The organism is Clostridium sp. UBA7791, from assembly GCF_002480755.1.
Classification (GTDB): domain Bacteria; phylum Bacillota; class Clostridia; order Clostridiales; family Clostridiaceae; genus Clostridium_J; species Clostridium_J sulfidigenes.
Genome location: NZ_DLCT01000005.1, coordinates 1,024,060 through 1,047,986, shown reverse-complemented (window position 1 = coordinate 1,047,986; position 23,927 = coordinate 1,024,060). Strand labels below are relative to the sequence as shown.

The following is a 23,927-nucleotide window of genomic DNA, read 5'->3' as shown; positions in this document are numbered from 1 at the left end:
CCTACCTCCCAATAAAATCTTTCTTGAACTATGATGCTTTTACTTTTTAATCTTTTGATCTATTTTTCCTTATAAATAACTGGATTGCCTTCAAAACTTACATCCACATATCCCTTCATCTCTCCAAGGGTCCCACTTTCTATTATGCTAAACCCCCTAGCAACTTTGCTATTAACTTTATCAACAGTTCCAAGTTTCATGTGTAAATTATTTACGTATAATTTTAAGTCTACAAAGTCATTAACTTCCAATTTTATTATGTTATATTTTTCAAACAAACTATTTTCTTTTATAAATTTATGAATATTGCAAATTGCCTTTATTTTATCTTCGTCTATATTTTTAATCTGTTCGCCTATTTTTAAACATGTTTCATCAATTCCTTCAATCTTTAAAGCTTCTATACCTTCGATAGATTCCTTTTTTTCCAAAACCACACCCTTATCATCAATCACATAGAAACCTCCTGATATTTCTGTGTAGAAAGCAATCTTTCTCTCATTGATAGCAATAGAGAGTTTGTTAGGATATTTTCTAATAATGGTTGCTTCTAATATGTAAGGGTTTTTCTCTAACTCTTTTTCTATTTTTTTTGTTTTTATCTTGAATATATTGGTACCCTTTTGAAGCTTTGTAGTTGTTTTAACACCGTCTTCAGATAAATTTACCAACCCACTAACTAAAATCTCTGATAAATTAAAAGTAGGTAAAGTTAAAGCCAAAGTTATTAAAATAGAAATCATTACTACAAGTAGTAACATGGTCTTTTTTAATTTAATTATTTTTTTCTTTCGCTTTAATATCTCTTCTTTATTATCTATTATATAATTACCATAACTCTGTTTAGTTTTTTTTGCCACATCTTCACCACCAAATTACAATATATGAACATGAAAGTAAATTAATACACCTTCTATCATACCATTTTTATATTACAAATTCATTACAAAAATATTAAATATTATGGCTCTGTTGAAAATTACAGTGATAGAATATACATGCTATGAGAATATTGGTGGACGTCCCTTAAAGTTCGTGCTGAAACAAGGCTTTGTGCCCCTAAAAAAATATAGGTGTAGCCTCATATTTTGACTCTATGTATTTAAAAAGAAACATATAATTACTAAGATACTTAGTTGAAACACCTTTATAGGGCCTCATAAAACTTTTTACCTTGCTATGAAGGTTATTAATTCTTTGGATATTATATGAACCTACTCTGCGAGAACCCGTAGGGATTGCTATATGTTTTGATTTACTATAGGAAGATAGTGTGCTTGTAACAAAACAGTGAATCTGTTACAAGCACACTATCTTTTTTATTACTCTTCCTAGTACTCTTAAAAGATCACTACTTTCTGGACGTCCCATACAGCTAGGCTCAATATTAAAACATCATTCATTGTTTTACTTATTTCTAAAATTAGTTTTAATCTTTCATTTTCTTTTACTTCTCTAGCTAACGCTAACACTTCGTGATAATTTGGCGAACTCATTATCAAACCTCCATAATTAATGTTCCTATAAATCGTCTCCATGATTTATCACTTTAATCAACAACAGAGCCAAAATAATAGGACTGAAGATGCTTTCTATTCTTCAGTCCTATTATTTCTATGAAGTTTTTTTATTGTTCTGCCGAGTTATATTAAGAAGTATTCCCATAAATAGCATATTAATTACTAAGGAAGACCCTCCATAGCTTATGAATGGTAGAGGAACCCCTGTTACTGGCATAGAGCCTGTAACAACAGCAATATTGATTAAGCTTTGAATAACTACTACAGAAGTTATTCCTGTAGCTAATAGGGAACCGTACATATCCTTTGCCTTAGATGCTGCAATAACTCCCCTCCATAGAAACAGTATAAACAATATAATTATAAAGGCACAGCCTATAAAACCTAGTTCTTCACCTATAACTGACAATATAAAATCATTATGAGGTTCAGGAATATAAAAACACTTTTGTCTTGATTGACCTATTCCAACACCAATAAGTCCTCCAGAACCTAATGCTAAGAGAGATTGTACCAATTGATATCCATCTCCTTGAGAATCACTCCAAGGATTAGTAAAACTTAAAAGTCTTCTAAGTCTATATTCCTCTGTTAAAATAAAAACAGCACCTAAAACTCCTACAGTTCCTATTAGTCCTCCCATATGAATAACTTTAGTTCCAGCTACAAATAACATTATAAGACTAACCACCATGGTGACTGTGGCAATACTAAGATTCTTTTCAAGAAGAATCATTCCTGCTATAAAACCTGCAAATAAAAGGTTAGGCACTACGCCCTTCCAAAACTTTTTTATATTTTGGGGATTGCTTGATATATATTTTGCTACAAAAAGCACTACCACGTACTTTGCAATCTCCGATGGTTGAAAGGATAGAGGTCCAAGTCTAATCCACCGCTGAGCTCCCTTTACTGGTGGAAATAAAAACACTAAGCAAAGGGCTATAAATGTAAAGATTATTAAAATTCTTGTATACTTTTTATACTTATGGTAATCGATATTCAATGTGATCATCATTCCAATAAGTCCAAGTCCAGCCCACTGAAGCTGTTTCCATAAAAAGAATTCTGCATCATCATATTTAAAGGCTGAAAAATATGAACTAGCACTATATACCATGACAACTCCCACTGTAACTAACATAATAATTACAGCAAAAAGTAGAAAGTCCACATCTCCCAATTTCATTTTGGGTTTTTTCATATTAAATTCCTCCTACGCCATTTTAATAAGTTAGTGCAAGGAATCCTATTAAACATAGTATAACTGTTATGATGGAAAATACTGCTACTATCTTACTTTCATGCCATCCCTTTAATTCAAAGTGATGATGTAGAGGTGCCATCTTAAATACTCTCTTTCCAGTAAGTTTAAAGGAAGCAACCTGAATAATTACTGAAAGAGTTTCTAATAAATAAACTCCACCTACAATTATTACTATAAGCTCTAGCTTTAATATCATAGCAATAGCTGCAACAGCTCCTCCAAGAGCTAATGAACCACCATCTCCCATGAAAATTTGTGCTGGATACGAGTTGTACTTTAAGAATCCAAGAATAGCTCCAGCTAGAATTCCACAGAAAATTGCTAAAGTATAATATGCCATGCCAAAACTTACAAGAGCAAAGAAAGTCATAATTAAAAGGGTAATAGAACTACAAAGCCCATCTAATCCATCTGTAAGATTAACCGCATTAGTTACTGCTGCAAAGTATACTACTATAAAAGGTATAAATAGCACTTTTAAATCCCAAGTTACTGTACCTAGGAAAGGTATCATAATATCCGTTCCTATTTTATCCTTAGCATAATATCCAAAGACTATAGATACTATTACCAAAAGCAACATTTTTTGATAACTTTTTAAGCCTTCATTCTTCTTCTTGATTATCTTTAGACCATCATCTAAAAATCCTATAGCTCCAAAGGCGATAAGGGCATAAAGAGCAAGCATTGCTTCATCATGAGGATTTCTAACCATTAATATCATAGTAATACAAGTAGAAATAATAAATATTATTCCTCCCATGGTTGGAGTTCCCTGTTTTTTTAAATGACTTTGTGGTCCATCTTCTCTAATGTTTTGGCCAAATTTCAACTTGTGTAATCCTGGTATTATAAATGGTGCTATTGCAAAAGATATTATAAATGCTACTAAAATAGAATATATTAACTTATTCATATTCCATCCCTCCCTATATATTTTTCTTTTGTAATTCTTTAATTATATTTTCAAATTTCATAGATCTAGATGCCTTTATTAATAAAATATCATCACTTTTAATAGTTTTCTTTAATTCTGCTATTAGCTCCTCCATGGAATTAAAATCCATAAAATTTTCACTGCCATAGCCCTTTTTAAAGTTCTCATTAAACTCTCCTAGGGTAAATAATAAATCTATGCCCCTTGCCTTTGCATAAGCTCCTACCTGCTCATGAGCTCTAGCAGAATCCTCACCTAGTTCCTTCATGGTTCCAAGTACAGCAATTTTTCTTCCATTATATTGTTTTAAGACCTCTAGAGCAGCCTCCATAGAATCTGGACTTGCATTATAAGCATCATTTATTATAGTATAGTTATCTAAATTTAAAACATCCAATCTCATAGATGTAGCCTGTAAATTTTCTATTCCTCCTTGGATTTCTTCATAGGTAACCTTAAGCTCTCTAGCTACAGCTATTGCCAATAATGAATTAAGCACATTATGTTTTCCTGGTACTGGTACTTTTATAGTAGCATTTACATCCTCACCATTTTCCTTAACACCAAACTCTATACTGTCCTTATTTATAATTATTCTACAACCTTTAAAATTATAATCACTATCTATACCAATTTTTACAATTTTATATTTATCTGTGTAATAATTGTGAAGCATATCATTATCTCCATTTATAATTAACACATTTTCTTCTGTAAAATTATTTGCTATTTCTAGTTTAGCTTTTAAAATATTTTCTCTAGTCTTTAAGTTTTCTAGGTGAGATGTACCTATGTTAGTTATGACCCCTATAGATGGTTTTGCTACTTTTGCCAAGGTATCAATTTCTCCCAAATCACTCATACCCATCTCTAAAATTGCAACCTGGTAAGTTTTATCTAATTTAAATATCATCAAAGGAAGTCCAATATCATTATTAAAATTCCCTTGGGTTTTAAACACCCTATATTTTTTGCTAAGAGCTGCTGCCATTAAATCCTTTGTGGATGTCTTACCAGTAGAACCAGTAATTCCTACCACCTTTATATCTAAAGTACTAATATAGTAGGATGCTAAATCAAGAAGGGCCCTCTTAGTATCCTTAACTAAAATTATAGATAAATCTTTTTCATCTAAATCTTCATATTGTTCTTTTTCATGTACTATACAAAGTTTAGCTCCACTATCTATAGCTCCCTTTACAAATTTATGACCATCAAAGTTTTCTCCCTTGATTGCTATAAAAATATCTCCCAAAGAGACATTTCTACTATCTATGGTTACATTAGAAAACTCTTCTGTAGCTCCACTAATTAATATTTCTCCGGATATAGCCTCAGCTATTTCCTTTAACCTTATAGTTTCCATCTAAAGCTCCAACTCCTCTATCAATTCTAATACAACTTCCTTTTCATCAAAATGAATAGTTTCATTTTTAAGGATTTGGTAAGTTTCATGTCCTTTTCCTGCAATTACTATAATATCATCTTTTTCCCCGAGGAGTAAGGCTGTTTTTATGGCTTCTCTTCTATTTTCAATAAGTTTATAGTTAGATTTCTCAACCCCAGCCTTAATATCTTCTAATATCATATAAGGATCTTCGCTTCTTGGATTATCAGAGGTTATTATGGCTATATCACTGAGTTCTGTTCCTATTTCACCCATGATAGGTCTTTTGGTTCTATCTCTATCACCACCACACCCAAAGATACAAATCAACTTTCCTTTAGTAAGTTCTCTAAGATTTTCTAAGATATTTTTTAAGCTATCTGGAGTATGAGAATAATCTCTAATTACTTGAAAACCTAAGTTCATCCCTAAAGTTAAGTTCTCACATCTTCCAGGCACAGTAACCTTAGAAAGTCCTTCAACAATAGTATCCATATCTATACCTTCATCTAAGGCAGCTCCAATACAACCTAGTGCATTGTAAACATTATATCTACCTGGTATAGGCAACTGAACTTTATATGTTTTTTCATTTCCTTTTAAATTAAATATAATTCCCGTAGATTCTAAATTAATGTCTATTCCCCTTAAATCACTTTCTTTTTCAATAGAATAAGTTGTTACCCTTGAATTTATTTTTTCAAGAAGCTTAATTCCATAACTATCATCTACATTTACCACAGAATGTTTACAAATTTTAAACAACTTGCTTTTTGCATTGAAGTAGTTTTCAAAGGTTTTATGGAAATCTAAATGGTCTTGAGTTAGATTTGTAAATATCCCTTGTGAAAATTCAATCCCATAAACTCTATCTAAGTCTAAAGAGTGAGATGAAACTTCCATAACACAATAATCTATATCACTGTCTACCATATCCTTAAAAAGCTTTTGCAATTCCAAAGATTCTGGAGTAGTTTTTTCTGTATGAATCTCCTTATCCCCTATATAGTTAGCTATGGTACCTATTAGCCCAACTTTATACCCCTTTGCCTCTAATATTCCCTTTAACATAAAGGCAGAAGTAGTCTTGCCATTGGTACCAGTTATACCTATTATTTTCATCTTTTTGCTTGGATTATTATAAAAGTTTGAAGCTGCTATAGCTAATGCCCTTCTACCATTTTCAACTTTTATAAACGTTATTCCTTCAACAAGAGTCACATCTTTTTCAACCACTACAGCTTTAGCACCATTTTCTATAGCCTTTGATATAAAATTGTGTCCATCTACATTAAATCCTCCTATTGCAAAAAACATATCTTCACATTTTATCTTTCTACTATCATATTGAGGATCATTAATTTCTATACTCTCATCTCCACTTAATACTGTATAGGTTGATCCCTTTAATATCTCTTCTATTTTCATCTTGCTCACATCCTTAAAATACTTTTCTTTCTAATTAAAACATTGTCCAAAATTTAATTTTTATACCTTATAGCATATAAAATCCGGTAGCACAAGTCAACCTGTAACTACCGGATAATCTAATCTACTAAGGTGCCAAGATGGAAGGTTACCGTGGTTCCTTTTTTAATTTCTTGGTTTCCTGCAACACTTTGTTCTACCACTAGACCTTCACCTATAAATTCACTCTTTAATCCTAAATCATTGAAAAGCTTTATGATACTTTCCTTTGTAAATCCCTTTAAATCAGGAATTATAACTGTATCTGCGCTTCCATTACTGCCTCCTGCATATAGGATTATCTCTTTACCTTCCTTAAGCGTAAACCCTGGTTTTGGATTTATATCTGTTATAGTGCCTCCACTACCTTCTACTCTAATAGTTAACCCTGCATCAGTTATTACTTTTTTAGCATCTGCAACTGATAGTCCCCTAACCTCAGGAACAATTACATCTGCTTTTAAACTTTCATCAACTTCCATATAGCTTCCATTAGGCTTCATTTCTGTATAATTAAACAAATCATTAAATAACTTTTGTCCAACTGGGGCAGCAATTTGTCCCGCATAGTACCAAGATGGATTTGGTTCATCAATAGATACAAATACTGTATACTTTGGATTATCAGCAGGAGCCATCCCTGCAAAGGATGATAGATACTTACCATTTGCATATCCACCATTAACAGTGTCTACCTTTTGTGCTGTACCAGTTTTACCAGCAATTCTATATCCATCAATTTTAGCCTTTGATCCTCCACCTGCACCAACTACTTGTTCTAAATGAGACCTCATTTCAGTCATAGCCTCTGGAGTAAAACGTTGTTGCTTTTCTATCTTATAGGTTTCATCAACTACTAGCTCTTTTTTATCATCATAATGATTTATTTCCTTCATTAAATGAGGTGTTATCAAATATCCACCATTGGCAATTGCATTGAAAGCTCTCATAAATTGAACTCCTGTAGTTGTATTGCTTTGTCCAAAGGATATAGTAGCTAAGTCTGTTACAGATATATCTTTTGTGGCTTTAACTATACCAGCTGATTCACCAGGTAAATCAATTCCGGTTTTATGTCCTAACCCAAACTTTTCGATATATTCGTTAAGATTTGCAGCACCTAATCTTTCTCCTAAAACCATAAATCCAACGTTACAAGAATTTTTTAATATTTCTTCAAAGGTTTGAGGACCATGACCTGAAGTCTTCCAACAGTGAATATTTCTTCCCCCAATATTAAGGGAGCCTCCACAATTAAAAGCTTCTCCCTCTGTAAGAATCCCCTTTTCTATGGCCGCCGTGGCTGTAACTACCTTAAAAATAGAACCAGGTTCATAGGCATCACTGACTAATCTATTTCTCCACATCTGCTGAATGTCATCATCTGATGTTCCCCCAACCCACGGATTATTAGGATCATAATCTGGCTTATTTGCTAAAGCCAATATTTCTCCTGTATTAGGATCCATAACCATAATTGATACTGCTTTAGCCTCATTATCTGCCAAGGCCTCTTCAGCTAACTTTTCTGCAAAGTTTTGTATATTTTCATCAATGGTAGTAACTACGTTTCTTCCATCAATAGGTTCTGTAAATTCTGAGATTGTATATGGTAATCCCTCACTCTTTTGGTCAATTTCAGCAACTTTAATTCCTGGAACTCCAGATAGATACTTATTATAATACAGTTCTAACCCTGTGAGTCCTTCTCCATCTGAATTAGTATGACCTAATATATGGGCAGCAAAATTACCATTTGGATAATACCTTTTCGTATCAGGTGATATTACTATACCATTTATGTTATTATTTTTACAAAACTCTCTTATGGCATCTGTTGCATCCTTTTCTATTCTTCTCTTTAATATTGCAGAGCCTCTAGGTTTTCCATTGGGAAGAGGATTAGTTAATATGTGTAACACGTCAGCCTGTTCTTCTCCAATTATTTCACTTAGAGTTGTTGCAACTTGTTCCATGGTCATTCCATTATTTTCTATATCTTTTCTTAAAGTGTTCAAATCTAAGTCCGCTCTATAAACATTAGCACTTATTGCTAGCTCATTACCATTTCTATCTAATATCTTACCTCTTTTAGCATTTATCCTAACATCACTGGTCCATTGCTGTTTCGCCAAAGACTTATAGGTTGATTCTTCAACAAACATAACATAACCTAATCTTATACTTAATCCTAGGAAAACTAAGAAGGCTAATAGCATAGCTAACATCATTCTCTTTTTCATTAACACCTTATCAACAAAATATTTCTTTGCCACCTACAATTACCTCACTAACTAATTAAATAATAAGTTTTTAATTTTACTTAATAAACTAACCCCTTTTTCTTCATTAGTGCTACTTGTAGCTATCTCTTTAATTGCATCAATATCACAATAGATTGCATTAGTACTCTTTGGTTCAATCATTTTTAACTCTTTAGTGGCAACTTCTTCTATGTAGGAAAAATTGTTAAACTTAAGTAGTTTTATTCTCAAATCTTCACTCTCTTCTGTTAGCGTTTGTATCTGCTCTTGAAGAACTATTATTTCCTTTTGATTATTATATATAGCACTGTATCTAGATACAATAATAGCCCCAACTAGTCCTGCTGCTACTATACTTCCATTAAGCTTTAAAAATTTTGCTATCTTTTGCTTCCTAACTTTTCTTAATTCTTCTTTACTTGGGCCTTGTTTAGTAGGAGCTTTTACCCTTTCTCTAGGTAACGGATTTACCTGAGAAGCTAAAGCTGTATTCCCACTTACCCTATTTTTTCTATTTTCTACTACCATTTTACTACCCCCATCTAGTTTTTAGAACTAAATCTTTTTACATCCCCTTAACTTGGCACTTTTACTTCTTGAATTATTATCAAGTTCTTCCTTAGTAGCTTCTATAGGCTTTTTGTTAATTAATTTAATTATTGGCTTTTTCCCACACACACACATAGGAAGATCCTTAGGACACTTACATGGGTCTACTAAATCTCTAAACTTATTTTTTACAATTCTATCTTCTAAAGAATGGAATGTAATTATTGCCATAACTCCATCCTTATTTAAAGCTTCTATGCCATCTCCTATGGCTCTATCTAAAATACTCAATTCGCTGTTTACTTCTATTCTAATACCTTGAAATGTTCTTTTAGCAGGGTGTCCACCCTCCCTTTTAAACTTGGCAGGTATGCACTCATCTATAATTTTTACAAGTTCAAGGGTAGTTTCAACAGGTTTTACTTTTCTTTTTTCTACTATCCTGCTGGCAATTCTTCTTGAAAACTTCTCCTCCCCAAAATCTCTAAGAATTCTAAAGAGTTCATCCTCACTATATTCATTCACTACATTATAGGCTGAAAAAGCTTCTTCCCTATTCATTCTCATATCTAAGGCCGCTTCCTTCATATAACTAAAGCCTCTTTCACCTTGATCCAACTGATAAGATGAAACTCCTAAATCCATGAGTATACCATCAACTTTTTCTATTCCTAAAGACTCCAATATGTCCTTAATATTATAAAAATTATTGTGTACATAGGTAATGTTATTAAAATCCTTTAGCTTTTCCTTTGCAGCCTTAAGAGCATCTAAATCTTGGTCTATTCCTATTAATCTTCCCTTTGGTGAAAGTTTCTTTAAAATTTCCTTTGAATGACCTGCTCCACCTAAAGTGCAATCAACATATATACCATCTTCTTTAATATCTAACATTTCTATGCATTCTTCTAACATTACTGAAAAGTGTTTAAATTCCATTATATATTCTCCTTTGTTTCGTCTATGGTTTATAAAATATAAACTATAGAATCCATTTATACACTTTTCATTGTACCATAAATAATTCTATAAGTTTACATAAATTCCTTTTAAATATTCCCTAAATGAAAAACTTTTTTTAAACAAATTTATAGATATATATAAAGAATCTCCAACTAATTTCAAATATATTACATTTATATAATATAGTTCCTTATTTTTCTACGGTTTTTTCCCTATTACTCTATATAACTTGTAGAATTATTGAAATTCCCTTTTCTGTAGAGTATAATTTAAAAGAATGAAATTTTTAAGTAATAAGCCACATGGTTTACATAGAAAGGACGAGTATTATATGAAATTAGGAATAGTAGGTTTACCTAACGTAGGAAAAAGTACATTATTTAATGCCATTACAAAAGCAGGAGCAGAGTCTGCTAACTATCCCTTTTGTACTATAGAGCCAAATGTAGGAGTTGTTAGTGTACCTGACAACCGTCTTGATGTATTACAAAAATTATATAATTCTAAAAAACAAGTGCATACTGCCATAGAATTCTATGACATAGCAGGATTAGTTAAAGGAGCAAGTAAAGGTGAAGGACTTGGAAACAAGTTTTTATCTCATATAAGAGAAGTAGCTTCAATTGTTCATACTGTTAGATGTTTTAAAGATGATAATGTTGTTCATGTAGAAGGATCTGTATCACCTATAAGAGATATTGAAACTATTAATTTAGAATTAATTTTTTCTGATTTAGAAGTGCTAGAAAGAAGAATGGAAAAATCTATAAAACTAGTACGCTCAGGGGATAAGACTGCAAAGGTTGAATATGCAATTATGGAAAAAATTAAAAAACATTTAGAAGACAATATGCCAGTTAGAACTTTAGAGTTTACAGATGAAGAAGATGAATTTGTTAAATCTCTTTTCTTAATAACTTCTAAACCTGTATTATATGCATGCAATGTAAGTGAAGAAGACTTAATGGAGTGTGGCGGAGAAAACGAAATGGTAAAAGAAGTAGAAGCCTATGCTGCTAAGGAAAAATCTGAAATTATCATAGTATGTGCTAAATTAGAAGAAGAATTATCTACATTAGATGATGAAGAAAAGAAAGACTTACTTTCAGAGTATGGTCTTGAAGAATCAGGTCTTGATAAACTAATCCATGCAAGTTATAAACTTCTTGGACTAATGAGCTACTTAACTGCTGGTGTTCAAGAGGTAAGAGCTTGGACAATTAAAATAGGTACAAAGGCACCTGCTGCTGCTGGTAAAATTCATACCGACATTGAACGTGGATTTATCCGTGCTGAGGTAATTTCCTTTGATAAGTTAGTTGAATGTGGTTCTGAAGCTGCAGCTAAAGAAAAAGGCTTCTACAGACTTGAAGGAAAAGAATATATAATGCAAGATGGAGATGTAGTAAACTTTAGATTTAATGTATAATTATTCTAAAATTAAATCCTTTATATAATTTGAAAATGTATGAGTGAAATTCACTCATACATTTTTTATATAATGTATTATTCAATTATAAACTTTGAAATCTCAAATTTTAAAGCTTCAGATAATTCATTTAAATTCTGAGTATATCTTGAAATTTCATCCATATTAGCAGTAATTTCTTCTGTAGAAGCTGATATTTCTTCTGTGGCTGAAGCAGTGCTTTCTGAAATTGATGTAACATTTTCTATTTCTTTTACTACATTAATTTTTTCATATTGAATATTCTCAATAGATTTTTTAATTTCACTTATCTTACTTGATAACTCAAGTACACTTCCAGATATGTTTTCAAAAATTTGTGAAGTTTCACTTACCATTTTTCCTTCTTCATCTACCACTTGTTGAGAGTTATTTATAGCAGATACAGCTAACATAGATTTTTCTTCTATCGCTTTAATCATAACATTTATTCTATCAGTTGAACTCTTTGATTGATCTGCTAATCTTCTTATTTCATTAGCTACTACAGCAAACCCCTTACCTGCCTCGCCAGATCTAGCTGCCTCTATAGATGCATTCAAAGATAATAAATTAGTTTGTTCTGTTATATCAGAAATTGTTTTAGATATAAGATTTATTTGATCCATACTTTCATTTACTTCTTTCACTATATTTCCAACAACTTCAAAAGTATCTCTTATTTTCGTTGAACTGTTTATTAGCTCTGAAACTATTTTACTTCCTTCAATACTATAATTCTTTGTATCTTTAGATATACTATCAATTTCTGTAGAGGAGTTTTCTATATTATCAATTCCTTGGGCTAAATCCTCCATATGGCTTGCACATTGAATAGTACTTTCAGCTTGATTAGATGCACCTGAAGCTATTTCATCCATGGCTATATGCGTTTGCGAAAGGGCAGTAGTAGTTTCATTAGACATTATAGCTAAATCAGCTGCAGTTTTTAATACCACCTGAGATGACTTGTCCACATTTTTCATTAACAGTGCAATTGATTCCATCATATTGTTAAAGTAATCTCCTAATTCTTTAAAGTCATCTTTGGACTTAATTTCTACTTTACCTGTAAAATCTCCTTTGGCAGCTTTAGATATTACGTTCTTAACCTTTTTCATATTTTTAGCGATGCCTTCTCCTAAAATTATGCTTATAATTATTGCAACTATTCCTATTACAATTATCCCTATTATTAAAAAGCTTCTAACTGCATTAGTATCTTTTAATAATTCTATTTCCGGTATAAATGCCACTAATTTTATGTTTTCTAAGGAATTCAAATTATAAACTATAAAATTTCTTTTTCCATTATTACTTAATTCTATAAAACCTGAATTATCATCTACTACAGATTTAAGTTCCTCATCTACCTCTATTAAATTTTTACCTATTAAGCCTTCATCTGTATGAGATATAATATCCCCATTACTACTACATACAACTACAACCCCTTCATCACCTATTTTTATGTTAGATATACTTGAACTAAAAACATCTAAAGATAAATCTAATCCAACAACTCCAACAACCTGTCCATCCTTTACCACTGTCCTAGCCAGTGTAACCGTAGTTTTTTGATCTTCAGCACTAGTATATGGAGATGTAATTATATAGGAGTCCTTATTTGCTGTAGCTAAAGTATACCATTCCTTCTCCTTATGATTATATCCATCTGGAAGATTAATTTTGTGGGAAGTATAAAAATCACCATTCTCTGTTCCATAAAACACTGTACTAATATTAGAATCTGATACTTCTACATTATTCATATGACTTATTATATCTTTAATGCTTTCACTACTATTGTCCAACTCAATAAACTTACTGTTAAGTGTTAGTGAATTTATTTGATTCGCTACTGTATTAAAATAATTTTCTATCCCTCTATTCACCTCTACCAGTGTTTGACCAGTGGAGTACTTTAAGTTATCCTTAAGTAAACTATAACATTCATTATAAACCAATAAGGCTATAAAAATTAAAGGGATAATAGATACTCCTAGCAACGAAATTATAAGTTTACTCTTTAAGCTGTTTAAATTCTTTTTCATATACCCATCCCCATTCAAAATTTATTAATATAAAGTTTTTCAAACTTTATATTTTAATTTTCGAAACATTCATAAAATTCTTTATATAGAATAATTATACTAATATACAATTATTAATTAGGTATGTAGTTGATTGAAGTTATAAAACTAAAATGGATGTTTCGAAGAGCAAAACCTATATAATTAAACTTCTCTTCCAAAGGCAATCGCTCTATTTTAAATAACTTAATTAAATATAAATGGAGGGTATTATTACAACTCATCACCTTAAAAGTTGCATAATACTCTCCACTTTACACTTATTGTATATTTATTCCCTCAATATTGAAAATATATGATATGCTAATACATTCCCATAAAACTAGCTAGTTATATAACAATATACCTATATTACTATTTCACTATATACCTATATACCTATATACCTATATTAATTTTTACATATATAAATAGTTATATATGAATATAGTTAACTATTTGTTCTATTCATGGGGGTTTCAAGGAATTTGCACCATTCCTTTACCATCATTTCTTCTCATATTCTATACACTGCTTACTTATTAACTCCATTATATTATCCATAGTAATTTCTTCAGCATCAAATATTAACTCCATGGCATCTTCCACAGTTTCTATAGTATATATTTTAAATTCACCTTCAAAAATTGCTCTCTCAACTTCTCTTGAAAGTACTAAATCATCTTTATTAGATAGAGGAATAACAACTCCCTTTCCTTCCGTATCATCCATGATTTTACACACTTCGAAGAATCCTTCAATTTTTTCATTTACACCACCTATAGGCTGTACTTGACCAAATTGATTTATGGATCCAGTAATTGAAATATTTTGTTTGATAGGAATCTTGCAAAGAGCAGATATTATAGCTAATGCTTCAGCTACTGATGCACTATCACCATCTATAACTCCATATAACTGCTCAAAGCTAAGATTGAAATCTACTGGTAGAGTTTTATATCCTCCATTGATATTATTAATATATCCTTTTAAAATATTAATTCCCTTAGTATGAATTTTACCACTTAGGTTGGATTCCCTTTGAGCATCAATGATTTTTCCTTCTCCCTTAAAACAGGTACAGGTTATTTTAACAGGTTTACCAAAACTTGTATATCCCGTATCAATGACAGAAAGCCCGTTAATTTGCCCCACCTTGCTTCCCGAAACATCTATTAACAATCTTTTTTCATCATATAACTCTAGATATTCTCTTTCTATAGGTTCTTTCCTATAAGCAATGTTCTCTATATTATCTCCATCAATAAACTCCCTTGCCTCTTCTGCTGCTTTATAATTAGCTTGTATTATAAGGTTTGATAATTCATCATGGTCAAAATGTATCTTATTTTTATTTTCTGCCTTTCTAGATAAAAATTTTGCAATTTCTCTTATGCCACTAGATGTTATAGGTTTAATATTATTTTCCTTAGACAATCTATTTATTTCTTTTATTAATACAGTTTTAACCTTATTCTCAGCCTTCAATACTCCTCTATAATCAGCCCTCGTCTTAAATATTGTTCTGAATTCTTTATCATAGTTATACAATGCGTCATAAATATCATAATCCCCAATTATTATTACTTTAGTATTAATTGGCATAGGTACTGGTTTTAAACTACTTAAAGTAAATAGTTCTATATATCCTCTGTTGTAATCCAAGTCTACTTTTTCTGATATTATAGCTCTTTTCAAATAATAATAAGACTGAGAATTACTAAGTAGACTACTGGCTCTAAGAATTAGGCATCCCCCATTAGCTCTTAAATAACTACCTGCTCTTATGGATTTTACAGTAGATACATATATATTATTATGATTTTCATAATCTATAGATCCAAAAAGGTTAGATACACTAGGATCTTCTTCAAAGATTACTGGTGGATATTCAATATCTGAATTATCAACAATTACATTTACATCATATTTATATATAATGTCTCTTATAGCTTCTTCATCATCCTCGTAGCTTATAGAATAGTTTTCCTCAAGTTCACCCTTAATCTCAGTAATTAAGTAATGAATATAAGCCTTAGCCTCACTATCATCATTAAATTCTTCTTCTATTATTACATTTAACTCTTCCATTTCTTCTTTAAAAAAGTTATCCATTATCTCTCTAATTCTATTTATTTCATCATTTTTCATATTTCTTAACTTTTCTAATATGTCATTAGCATTTATCTTTAACTCATCCACTTTATTTAATATTTCAAATTTTTCTTCTTCCTTAAGATTATCGAATTCATCCTCTGTCATTTCTTTTCCATCAACTAGGGGTATAAATGTAAATCCATCCCCACTAGTTTTTATATCAAAACCATATTCTTTAGAAAGTTTAATTAAATCTCCAACTATTTTGCTACGCCTATCTTTAATAGTACTAATAAGGTGCTCTTTTTCTTTATTATCTATACCATTATAAAATTTAAATATACTTTCTGCATAAAATTCTTGAATTTTGTCTACTACCTTTTTAAGCTTATTTCCATATCCATTGTTAACAAACAAAGGAACAGGTTCCTTTACATTTCCTTTTATAACATAACATATATCCTTTGGTGGCTTTCCATCCGTCAATATATGTTTTACATAGCTAATAATATGTTTTACTCTATCCTTGCAAAATTCATCAACTAAGTAAATATTATATCCTTCCCCATTTAAAAGAAGTGAGGTTTTTATTTTATTATATGCATCCTTATATTGTGGCAATATAAATTCGCCTTCTATTTCTCTATCTTCAACAATTTCAAAATCGTACAAAACTTCACTGGGTTTTAAAACTCTTTTCATACTGTCCTCCCAAATAAAATCATTTAGTATATTAATATTCTTATAAAAGGACTTTTGGAACAAAAACATAAAAATTCATATTATAATTTTAAAAAATTCATGATATATTTTTAAAAATTAAACATAAACTTGTTATAACAACTTAATTATTATATAATAATGATATTGTGTAATATTATACACTTGAATACAGTCAGATATTATACGTAGTTATTTATTCTTCATGTAAAGGAGTTATTCATATGGGATTCAAAGACAAATTATCACAAAGTTATTCTAATGCTTTTATAAATAGATATGGTGATAGAATAACACAAGTTCAAGGAAGGGCTTTATCTGTTAAAACAGAGGAGAAATCTTTTCTTGGAATTTTAAATACTATTATTGTTACTATTGTAGTGAAACAAGACAGTGCTAGAACTATAGCAACTTGTGTTTATAAGAAAAAGAGATGGTTTAAAAAGCCAGAATTCATTCCTGTATCTCAAGGCCATTCTTTATTAATCCAAGGTTTAAAACCTGATTATTCTAAAAAGAAAAAGAAGAAAAAGAAAGTTAAGGACTACATAAGCATAATGAACGTTATGAACCTTACTAATAAGAGAGACTTAGTTCCTGTTGAAGGTGGTCAAAAGAAGATACAGAGAGTAAGACAAGATAGAAGATTTAAATAAGTAATGAAGCTCCCTTGGCTGGGGCGTAATTGGAAAACTTAACTTTTTAGTTAGCACAGGATACTATTTGTATCCTGTGTTTTTTGACATACCTATAAAAAAGATGTACAATTCTAAATTGGTAGTACCAATTTAGAAAGGGATGTTTATATGAAGTATTTTCGTCAATTTGGAATTATTTTGGCAGTAACTTTTATTGGAGAAATATTAAAATATATTATTCCATTACCTATTCCTGCTAGTATATATGGTTTAATTCTCATGCTTATAATTTTAAAAACAAAAATAATTTCCCTTGAACAAGTGAAGGAAACTGGAACTTTTTTAATAGAAATTATGCCTCTTATGTTTATACCAGCAGCAGTTGGTTTATTAGTTTCTTGGGATGTACTAAAGAATATTTGGATTCCTGTTATTATAATAACTATTTTAACCACAGTTATTGTAATGATAGTGACAGGTAAGGTTACCCAGTTTATGATTAAGCTAGAGAGGATGAATAGAAATTGAAGGATTTATTATGTAATTCAGCATTTTTCGGAGTAGTGGTCAGTATTCTAGGCTATGAAATAGGGTTGTTTTTAAAAAAGAAATTTAATAATGGGATCTTTAATCCCTTACTTATTTCAATTCTTTTTGTAATGGCAGCTTTAGTTATTTTTAAAGTAGATTTTGAAAGTTACAATAATGGAGCAAAATATTTAAGCTATTTACTAACTCCTGCTACAGTATGTCTAGCAATCCCTCTATATGAGCAACTGGATTTATTAAAAAACAATTTTAAAGCTATTATAATAGGAATTTTTTCAGGAGTAGCAGCCAGTCTTATAAGTGTATTTTTATTCGCCTTGCTTTTTCAGTTTACCCATGAACAGTATGTAACCTTGCTTCCAAAGTCCATTACCACAGCTATAGGAATGGGAATTTCAGAAGAGCTAAATGGAATTGTTACAATTACAGTAGCTGTCATTATTGTAACTGGTATTATTGGTAATATCCTTGCTGAAGTTATTTGTAAGGTATTTCATATCCATGAACCAATTGCTAAAGGAATTGCCATAGGAACCTCTTCCCATGCCATAGGAACTTCAAAGGCAATGGAAATTGGAGAAATAGAAGGTGCTATGAGTGGTCTTGCAATAGCAGTGGCAGGTTTATTCACAGTAATTGGTGCCTCCATATTTGCTAATCTTTTATAATTGTTGGGCTCTGCTTAAAATTACAGCAATATATTTGTACAAGCTATAAGCATATAAATAGCCAAGGCATCTACAGTGATATGCTTCCCTTATGGTAGACAGTTTAAATAATAAAATTGTCTATTATAAGGATGAGAATATCAGAAAGTACCATGGCTATTTTTCACTTAAAATATTCTTAAGTTCTGTTTCCTACAAAAGTAGCAATGCTATTAATAAAGGATATTATTCCTGAGAAAAATACAATGATTGCCCACTGTCCAATACCTATAGACATGGTATGGAATATACCTTGTAACATAGGAACATATATTACTAATAAAAGTGCTGTCACTGAAATAATAACAGAACCCAATAAATACATATTGGTAAATGGATTGATTTCAAAGAGAGAATACTTTTCACTTCTACATTCAAATACGTGAATTAACTGTGAGCAAATTAAAGTTCCAAGGGCTAAAGTTCTACATACTCCTAATCCATATCCATAATACTTACCCGCTAAGAATGCAAGAACTGTACAAACACCAATTAATGCACCTCTAATTAATATCTTTTCTTTTAATCCCCTTGCAAAAACACTTTCGCCTTTTTTTCTTGGCTTTTCATACATTATATTTTTATTTGGTGGGTCTACTCCAAGAGCTATAGCTGGAAGTCCATCAGTAACTAAATTTACAAATAAAATTTGAATTGGAAGCAGTGGTACTTCTAAATAAAACAATGAAGCTAAGAACATAGTCAATACTTCACCTAAGTTACAGGATAATAGATATCTTATAAATTTTCTAATATTATCATATATAACTCTACCTTCTTCTACTGCAGTTACAATAGTAGCAAAGTTGTCATCTAACAATATCATAGATGCCGCTTCCTTAGTTACATCTGTTCCTGAAATTCCCATAGCTATTCCAATGTCAGCTTCTTTAATAGCAGGGGCATCATTAACTCCATCCCCAGTCATAGCTACAATATTACCTCTACTTTTAAAAGCTTTTACTATTCTTAATTTATGTTTAGGGCTAACCCTTGCAAATATTCTATAATCGTCTATGGATTTTTCAAGTTCTTTATCATTTATTCTATCAAGTTCAGCTCCTGTAATTACTTCCTTGCTTTCATTACATATATTTAGATCTTTCCCTATGGCAAAGGCTGTATTTTTGTGGTCACCTGTAATCATAACCGGTCTTATTCCTGCAACTCTGCACTTTAAAACTGCATCCTTTACTTCTTTTCTTGGTGGGTCTATAATTCCAGCCACCCCTACAAAAATTAAACCATTTTCCACCTTGTCTCCCTTAATTAAGTTATTATCTTTATATGCACCTGCAATGCATCTAAGCGCTCTAAAGGACATATCATCAATAAGCTTTTCTACACTTCTTCTATAAGGTATAGTTAATGGCTCTACCCTTCCATTTACTAATATATGTGAACATCTATCAAGTACTCGCTCTGGAGCTCCTTTAACATAACATACATCCTTCTTAGTAGTTACGTCCTTCACAATTACTGTCATCATTTTTCTTGTAGAATCAAAGGGGATATCAAAAATCCTCTCTACTTTACTATTAAATCTTTCTATTTCAGAAACCTTTTTAAAGAAGCCTTTTATTAAAGCAGTCTCTGTTGGGTCTCCCATTAAAGCCTTTTCCATGGAATTAGAAGAATAATTATAGTTACAATCATTACAATATACAAATATCTTTTTTAAAATATCATGGTCAAAACTTTTATCTTCATCAATATCATGAATTTTTCCATTATGAAGAAGTGCTGTTACCGTCATTCTATTTTCTGTTAAAGTTCCTGTTTTATCACTACATATTACAGAGGTACATCCTAGGGTTTCCACTGCTGGTAACTTTCTTACTAGGGCATTTCTCTTAAGCATTCTTGATACCCCTAAAGCAAGGGCAACAGTTACTATAGCTGATAACCCTTCTGGAATAGCAGCAACGGCTAAACTAACCCCAGATAAAAACATGTCATAGACATTTTCACCTCTATAAATACCTAAAAAGGTTACTACTGCACATATAGTTAAGCAAAGAACTACAAGTACTTTTCCAAGGGAATTTAATCTTTCCTTTAGTGGGGATGGTTCATCTTCTATAGAGTGAAGCATATGAGCTATTCTCCCCATTTCTGTATTCATTCCAGTTCCATATACCTTTGCTTTTCCCCTACCTGTCAATACGATAGTTCCCATATATATATTATTATCACTGTCCTCTGGATTCTTGTGCACTCCTACGGATTCACCAGTTAGAAGAGATTCATCCATCATAAGATTATTTCCTTCAACTAAAATACTATCAGCAGGTATCCTATCCCCACTTTCTAATATAACCAAATCTCCTGGTACTAAATATATGGAATTAATAACTTCAATTTTTCCATCCCTTATTACCTTAGCAGTAGGTGATGATAATTTTTTTAACTGTTCTAAGGATTTTTCAGTTTTATATTCTTGTACAAAACCTAAAATTCCATTCATTACTATAATTATTAGAATAGTTATAGCGTCTGCTTTATCCCCCATAAAACCCGATATAACGGTTGCCACCATTAGTATCCAAATAATCAAATCATTAAATTGTGACAAGAATATTTTTATAGGTGACACTTTTTTCTTACTCTGTAACTCATTTAGTCCGTATTCTTTCAGCCTATCTTCTATTTCATTGGTAGATAGCCCTCTATATTCTTTAGCACTCACATTTTTTCCCCCTTACAATTTTTTTATTTATAGTTAGAAATAATCTATCATTAAAATATATGTACCATCCTACCAGTATATGAAAACTTTAACTTTACATAAGGTAAATAAACCTTTAAAATACTAATTATAAATAAGAATAGATATTATAAAGGAAGGTTATTCATGGTAAATAAAGTATACATAACAGGTCATAGAAATCCTGACTCTGATTCTATTTGTGCAGCCATTGCTTATTCAGAGTTTAAAAATAAAACCCAACGAATCAATGCAATTCCAATTAGACTAGGGGAAATTAGTAGAGAAACTCAGTTTATCCTAGATTACTTTGGAGTTCAGCCACCACAGCTTGTTCAAACTGTAAAGCCTCAAATTATAGATTTAAAAATAGATACAGTAGCTCCTATTGCTTCAGACATATCCTTAAAAATGGCTTGGTCTATAATGAAGCAAAAAAACATTAAAACTCTCCCAGTTATATATCCTAATGAAAAATTAGCTGGAATTGTATCTGTATCAAATCTGGCAGCTAGTTATCTAGACATTTGGGATAATTACGTTTTAGCTAAAAGTAAAACAAGTCTAAGTAACATTTTAGAAACTCTATCCGCTAAAATTGTTTACTTATCAGATGAAAACTTAGAACTTAAGGGGAAAGTTGTAGTTTCTATGATGGAACCAAATGATAGAAATTTAATAGAAGCGGAAGATATTTGCATCTGTGGAGACCGTGAGTTAGTTCAAGAATTTGTATTAGATTGTAATGCTAGATTAATGATAATCACTAATAATACAAATCCCTCTGAAAAAATTATTGACCTAGCTAAAGAAAAAGGATGCACTATAATCACTACTCCTTATGACTCTTTTACTGCTGCTAGACTAATACCTCAAAGTATTCCTATAGAATACGTAATGACTAAAAATAATTTAATTACCTTCTCTACTAGTGACTTCATTGAGGAGATTAAAGATATTATGCTAGAAACTAGATATAGAAGTTATCCAGTTTTAGATGAAGATGGTTCCGTGGTTGGAAGCATTTCTAGATATCATTTAATAACCCAACAAAGAAAGAAAGTAATTTTAGTGGATCATAACGAAAAGACTCAGTCTGTAGACGGTCTTGAAGATGCAGACATTTTAGAAATTATCGACCACCATAGAATAGGAGATATTCAAACAGGTCAACCAATATACTTTAGAAATGAGCCTGTAGGAAGTACTTCTACCATTGTTGCTAATATTTTCTTTGAAAATGGAATTAGACCATCTAAGAAAGTAGCTGGATTATTATGTGGAGCTATTATTTCCGATACTCTACTATTAAAATCTCCAACAGCAACTATTGTAGATGAAATCATACTAAAGAGATTAGCTGAAATAGCAAGTATAGATATAGAAAAATTTGCTCAAGAGATGTTTAAAGCTGGAACTTCATTAGAAGGAAAAAGCTCAAAGGAACTTTTATACCAAGATTTCAAAATCTTTAATATGGGTAATTTTAAAGTAGGTGTTGGACAAATAACAACTACTTATATGGATGGATTTACTCCACTAATTAATGATTTAAAAACTGTAATGAATGAAAAAGCAAGTCAAGGAAAGTTTGACCTAATTATTCTTATGGTTACTGACATATTTAAAAGTTCTTCTTTATTCATTGTGTGTGGCGAACACAAAGAAGTATTCTCAAGAGCCTTTAACATTAAGTTAAACAATGGAACAGCATATATTGACCAGGTAGTTTCTAGAAAGAAACAAGTTATTCCACCTCTTACAGAGGTTATAAACCAAATTAAGTAATTCTTTAGCTCCAAAGGAGGCTGTCCCTAAAGACTGCCTCCTTTTGTTTACTGTACCACTAATTTTAGAATTGATCCCTTATTAATAATATAAATCCAAAATATAACAAAGAAAATAAAACACACTCCATATATCACAGTTAAAAAATCCTTAACACATAAATCATCAATCTTTCCTTGATACACCCCATAACTTTTTAGATAATGTACCCCCTTATCTTCTATGTAGTAAAAATTAACTGATTCAATATATGCAGCAAAAATATAAATGTTTAAAAGTGGATTAGTAAATAGATTTTTTAAAAAATCCCCCTTGAAATTAATTTTAAAGGTTTTATTTCTAATAATATAGACAATATATAAGAACATTCCACCTATTAGAGTTGGAATAATATTTAACACATTTAATATACCATTAATAAACTTTAGACTCTCATCGTCACTGATATAATATATTAATGTATATATTACTCCTCCTCCATTACCTATGATTAGAATATAAATTAAGGGTGCTAAAAAACCACAAATCAATGATTTGCTAATTAAGGATAAAGTATTGTAAAACTCCTTTTTTTCAGTGGATTTTTTAATTACTGTTTTTCTTTCACTATTGCTTATCTCAATAACGAAGAAAGCTACAATAGCATTAACAATCTCCCTATTAGATATAAGACTTATAATTATCCCTATGGTAGGTATAAGTATAAAGTATACCCATCGTAAAACTACTTTGCTTCTTATTTTAGCACTAAATTTCTCATTGACTTTTATTGCTAATCTATGTCTATCAAACTTCCAAAATAATATACTTAGCAAACATCCAAATAAATATCCTACCCCATAATATCA

At 30.8% G+C, this 23,927-nt stretch carries 18 protein-coding genes; 5 read left to right on the top strand and 13 right to left on the bottom strand.

Features of this window, described 5'->3' with window-relative positions; genetic code table 11:
• Positions 1-59 precede the first annotated feature (59 nt).
• The 9 genes from B3Z56_RS10385 to rsmH all read right to left on the bottom strand — a co-directional run bounded on the left by B3Z56_RS10385 (position 60) and on the right by rsmH (position 10,330).
• Positions 60-860, bottom strand: coding sequence for a cell division protein FtsQ/DivIB (locus tag B3Z56_RS10385; RefSeq protein WP_346878729.1), 801 nt, complete (start codon positions 858-860; stop codon positions 60-62).
• Positions 861-1,340: 480 nt separating this feature from the next.
• Positions 1,341-1,496, bottom strand: a complete 156-nt coding sequence (locus B3Z56_RS10375) for a hypothetical protein (RefSeq protein ID WP_346877397.1) — start codon at positions 1,494-1,496, stop codon at positions 1,341-1,343.
• Between the two features lie 118 nt (positions 1,497-1,614).
• Entirely contained in the window at positions 1,615-2,724 is a 1,110-nt protein-coding gene (spoVE, locus tag B3Z56_RS10370) for a stage V sporulation protein E (RefSeq protein ID WP_035129299.1), read from the bottom strand.
• A 22-nt stretch (positions 2,725-2,746) separates the two neighbouring features.
• The gene (gene mraY, locus B3Z56_RS10365; RefSeq protein ID WP_035129292.1) at positions 2,747-3,703 is read right to left on the bottom strand and encodes a phospho-N-acetylmuramoyl-pentapeptide-transferase; all 957 of its coding nucleotides are present in this window, start codon (positions 3,701-3,703) and stop codon (positions 2,747-2,749) included.
• A gap of 13 nt (positions 3,704-3,716) precedes the next feature.
• Positions 3,717-5,090 (bottom strand): UDP-N-acetylmuramoyl-tripeptide--D-alanyl-D-alanine ligase, encoded by a 1,374-nt coding sequence (locus tag B3Z56_RS10360; RefSeq protein WP_346878728.1) that lies wholly within the window; start codon positions 5,088-5,090, stop codon positions 3,717-3,719.
• Positions 5,091-6,539, bottom strand: coding sequence for a UDP-N-acetylmuramoyl-L-alanyl-D-glutamate--2,6-diaminopimelate ligase (locus B3Z56_RS10355; RefSeq protein WP_346878727.1), 1,449 nt, complete (start codon positions 6,537-6,539; stop codon positions 5,091-5,093).
• A gap of 119 nt (positions 6,540-6,658) precedes the next feature.
• Positions 6,659-8,854: a stage V sporulation protein D gene (locus tag B3Z56_RS10350; RefSeq protein WP_346847918.1), complete on the bottom strand. Its 2,196-nt coding sequence runs from the start codon at positions 8,852-8,854 to the stop codon at positions 6,659-6,661.
• Between the two features lie 18 nt (positions 8,855-8,872).
• Positions 8,873-9,370, bottom strand: coding sequence for a septum formation initiator family protein (locus B3Z56_RS10345; RefSeq protein ID WP_346878726.1), 498 nt, complete (start codon positions 9,368-9,370; stop codon positions 8,873-8,875).
• 27 nt (positions 9,371-9,397) lie between these two features.
• The gene (gene rsmH / locus B3Z56_RS10340) at positions 9,398-10,330 is read right to left on the bottom strand and encodes a 16S rRNA (cytosine(1402)-N(4))-methyltransferase RsmH (protein WP_346878725.1); all 933 of its coding nucleotides are present in this window, start codon (positions 10,328-10,330) and stop codon (positions 9,398-9,400) included.
• A 355-nt stretch (positions 10,331-10,685) separates the two neighbouring features.
• Between rsmH and ychF the strand changes: the two genes are divergently transcribed.
• Complete coding sequence (gene ychF / locus B3Z56_RS10335) at positions 10,686-11,783, top strand: redox-regulated ATPase YchF (protein ID WP_346877391.1); 1,098 nt, start codon at positions 10,686-10,688, stop codon at positions 11,781-11,783.
• A gap of 77 nt (positions 11,784-11,860) precedes the next feature.
• Here the strand turns inward: ychF and B3Z56_RS10330 are convergent, their stop codons facing one another.
• Positions 11,861-13,855, bottom strand: a complete 1,995-nt coding sequence (locus tag B3Z56_RS10330; RefSeq protein ID WP_346878724.1) for a methyl-accepting chemotaxis protein — start codon at positions 13,853-13,855, stop codon at positions 11,861-11,863.
• Positions 13,856-14,380: 525 nt separating this feature from the next.
• Entirely contained in the window at positions 14,381-16,672 is a 2,292-nt protein-coding gene (locus B3Z56_RS10325; protein WP_346847913.1) for an AAA family ATPase, read from the bottom strand.
• Positions 16,673-16,914: 242 nt separating this feature from the next.
• On the opposite strand from B3Z56_RS10325, the gene B3Z56_RS10320 reads away from it, so the two are divergent.
• From B3Z56_RS10320 to B3Z56_RS10310, 3 genes are all read left to right on the top strand, one after another.
• Positions 16,915-17,346: a hypothetical protein gene (locus B3Z56_RS10320; protein WP_035129279.1), complete on the top strand. Its 432-nt coding sequence runs from the start codon at positions 16,915-16,917 to the stop codon at positions 17,344-17,346.
• Between the two features lie 150 nt (positions 17,347-17,496).
• A complete protein-coding gene (locus B3Z56_RS10315) occupies positions 17,497-17,856 on the top strand; it encodes a CidA/LrgA family protein (protein ID WP_346847912.1) in 360 nt (119 codons plus the stop codon).
• Positions 17,853-18,545, top strand: coding sequence for an LrgB family protein (locus B3Z56_RS10310; RefSeq protein ID WP_346847911.1), 693 nt, complete (start codon positions 17,853-17,855; stop codon positions 18,543-18,545). The genes B3Z56_RS10315 and B3Z56_RS10310 overlap by 4 nt, the downstream gene beginning before the upstream one ends.
• Positions 18,546-18,723: 178 nt before the next feature.
• Here the strand turns inward: B3Z56_RS10310 and B3Z56_RS10305 are convergent, their stop codons facing one another.
• Positions 18,724-21,273, bottom strand: a complete 2,550-nt coding sequence (locus B3Z56_RS10305; protein WP_346877389.1) for a calcium-translocating P-type ATPase, PMCA-type — start codon at positions 21,271-21,273, stop codon at positions 18,724-18,726.
• 165 nt (positions 21,274-21,438) lie between these two features.
• On the opposite strand from B3Z56_RS10305, the gene B3Z56_RS10300 reads away from it, so the two are divergent.
• Positions 21,439-23,079: a putative manganese-dependent inorganic diphosphatase gene (locus tag B3Z56_RS10300; protein ID WP_346878723.1), complete on the top strand. Its 1,641-nt coding sequence runs from the start codon at positions 21,439-21,441 to the stop codon at positions 23,077-23,079.
• Positions 23,080-23,126: 47 nt separating this feature from the next.
• Here the strand turns inward: B3Z56_RS10300 and B3Z56_RS10295 are convergent, their stop codons facing one another.
• Positions 23,127-23,894 carry a hypothetical protein gene (locus B3Z56_RS10295; RefSeq protein WP_346847908.1) on the bottom strand — a complete coding sequence of 256 codons (768 nt, stop codon included), beginning with the start codon at positions 23,892-23,894 and terminating at the stop codon, positions 23,127-23,129.
• Between the last annotated feature and the right edge of the window lie 33 nt (positions 23,895-23,927).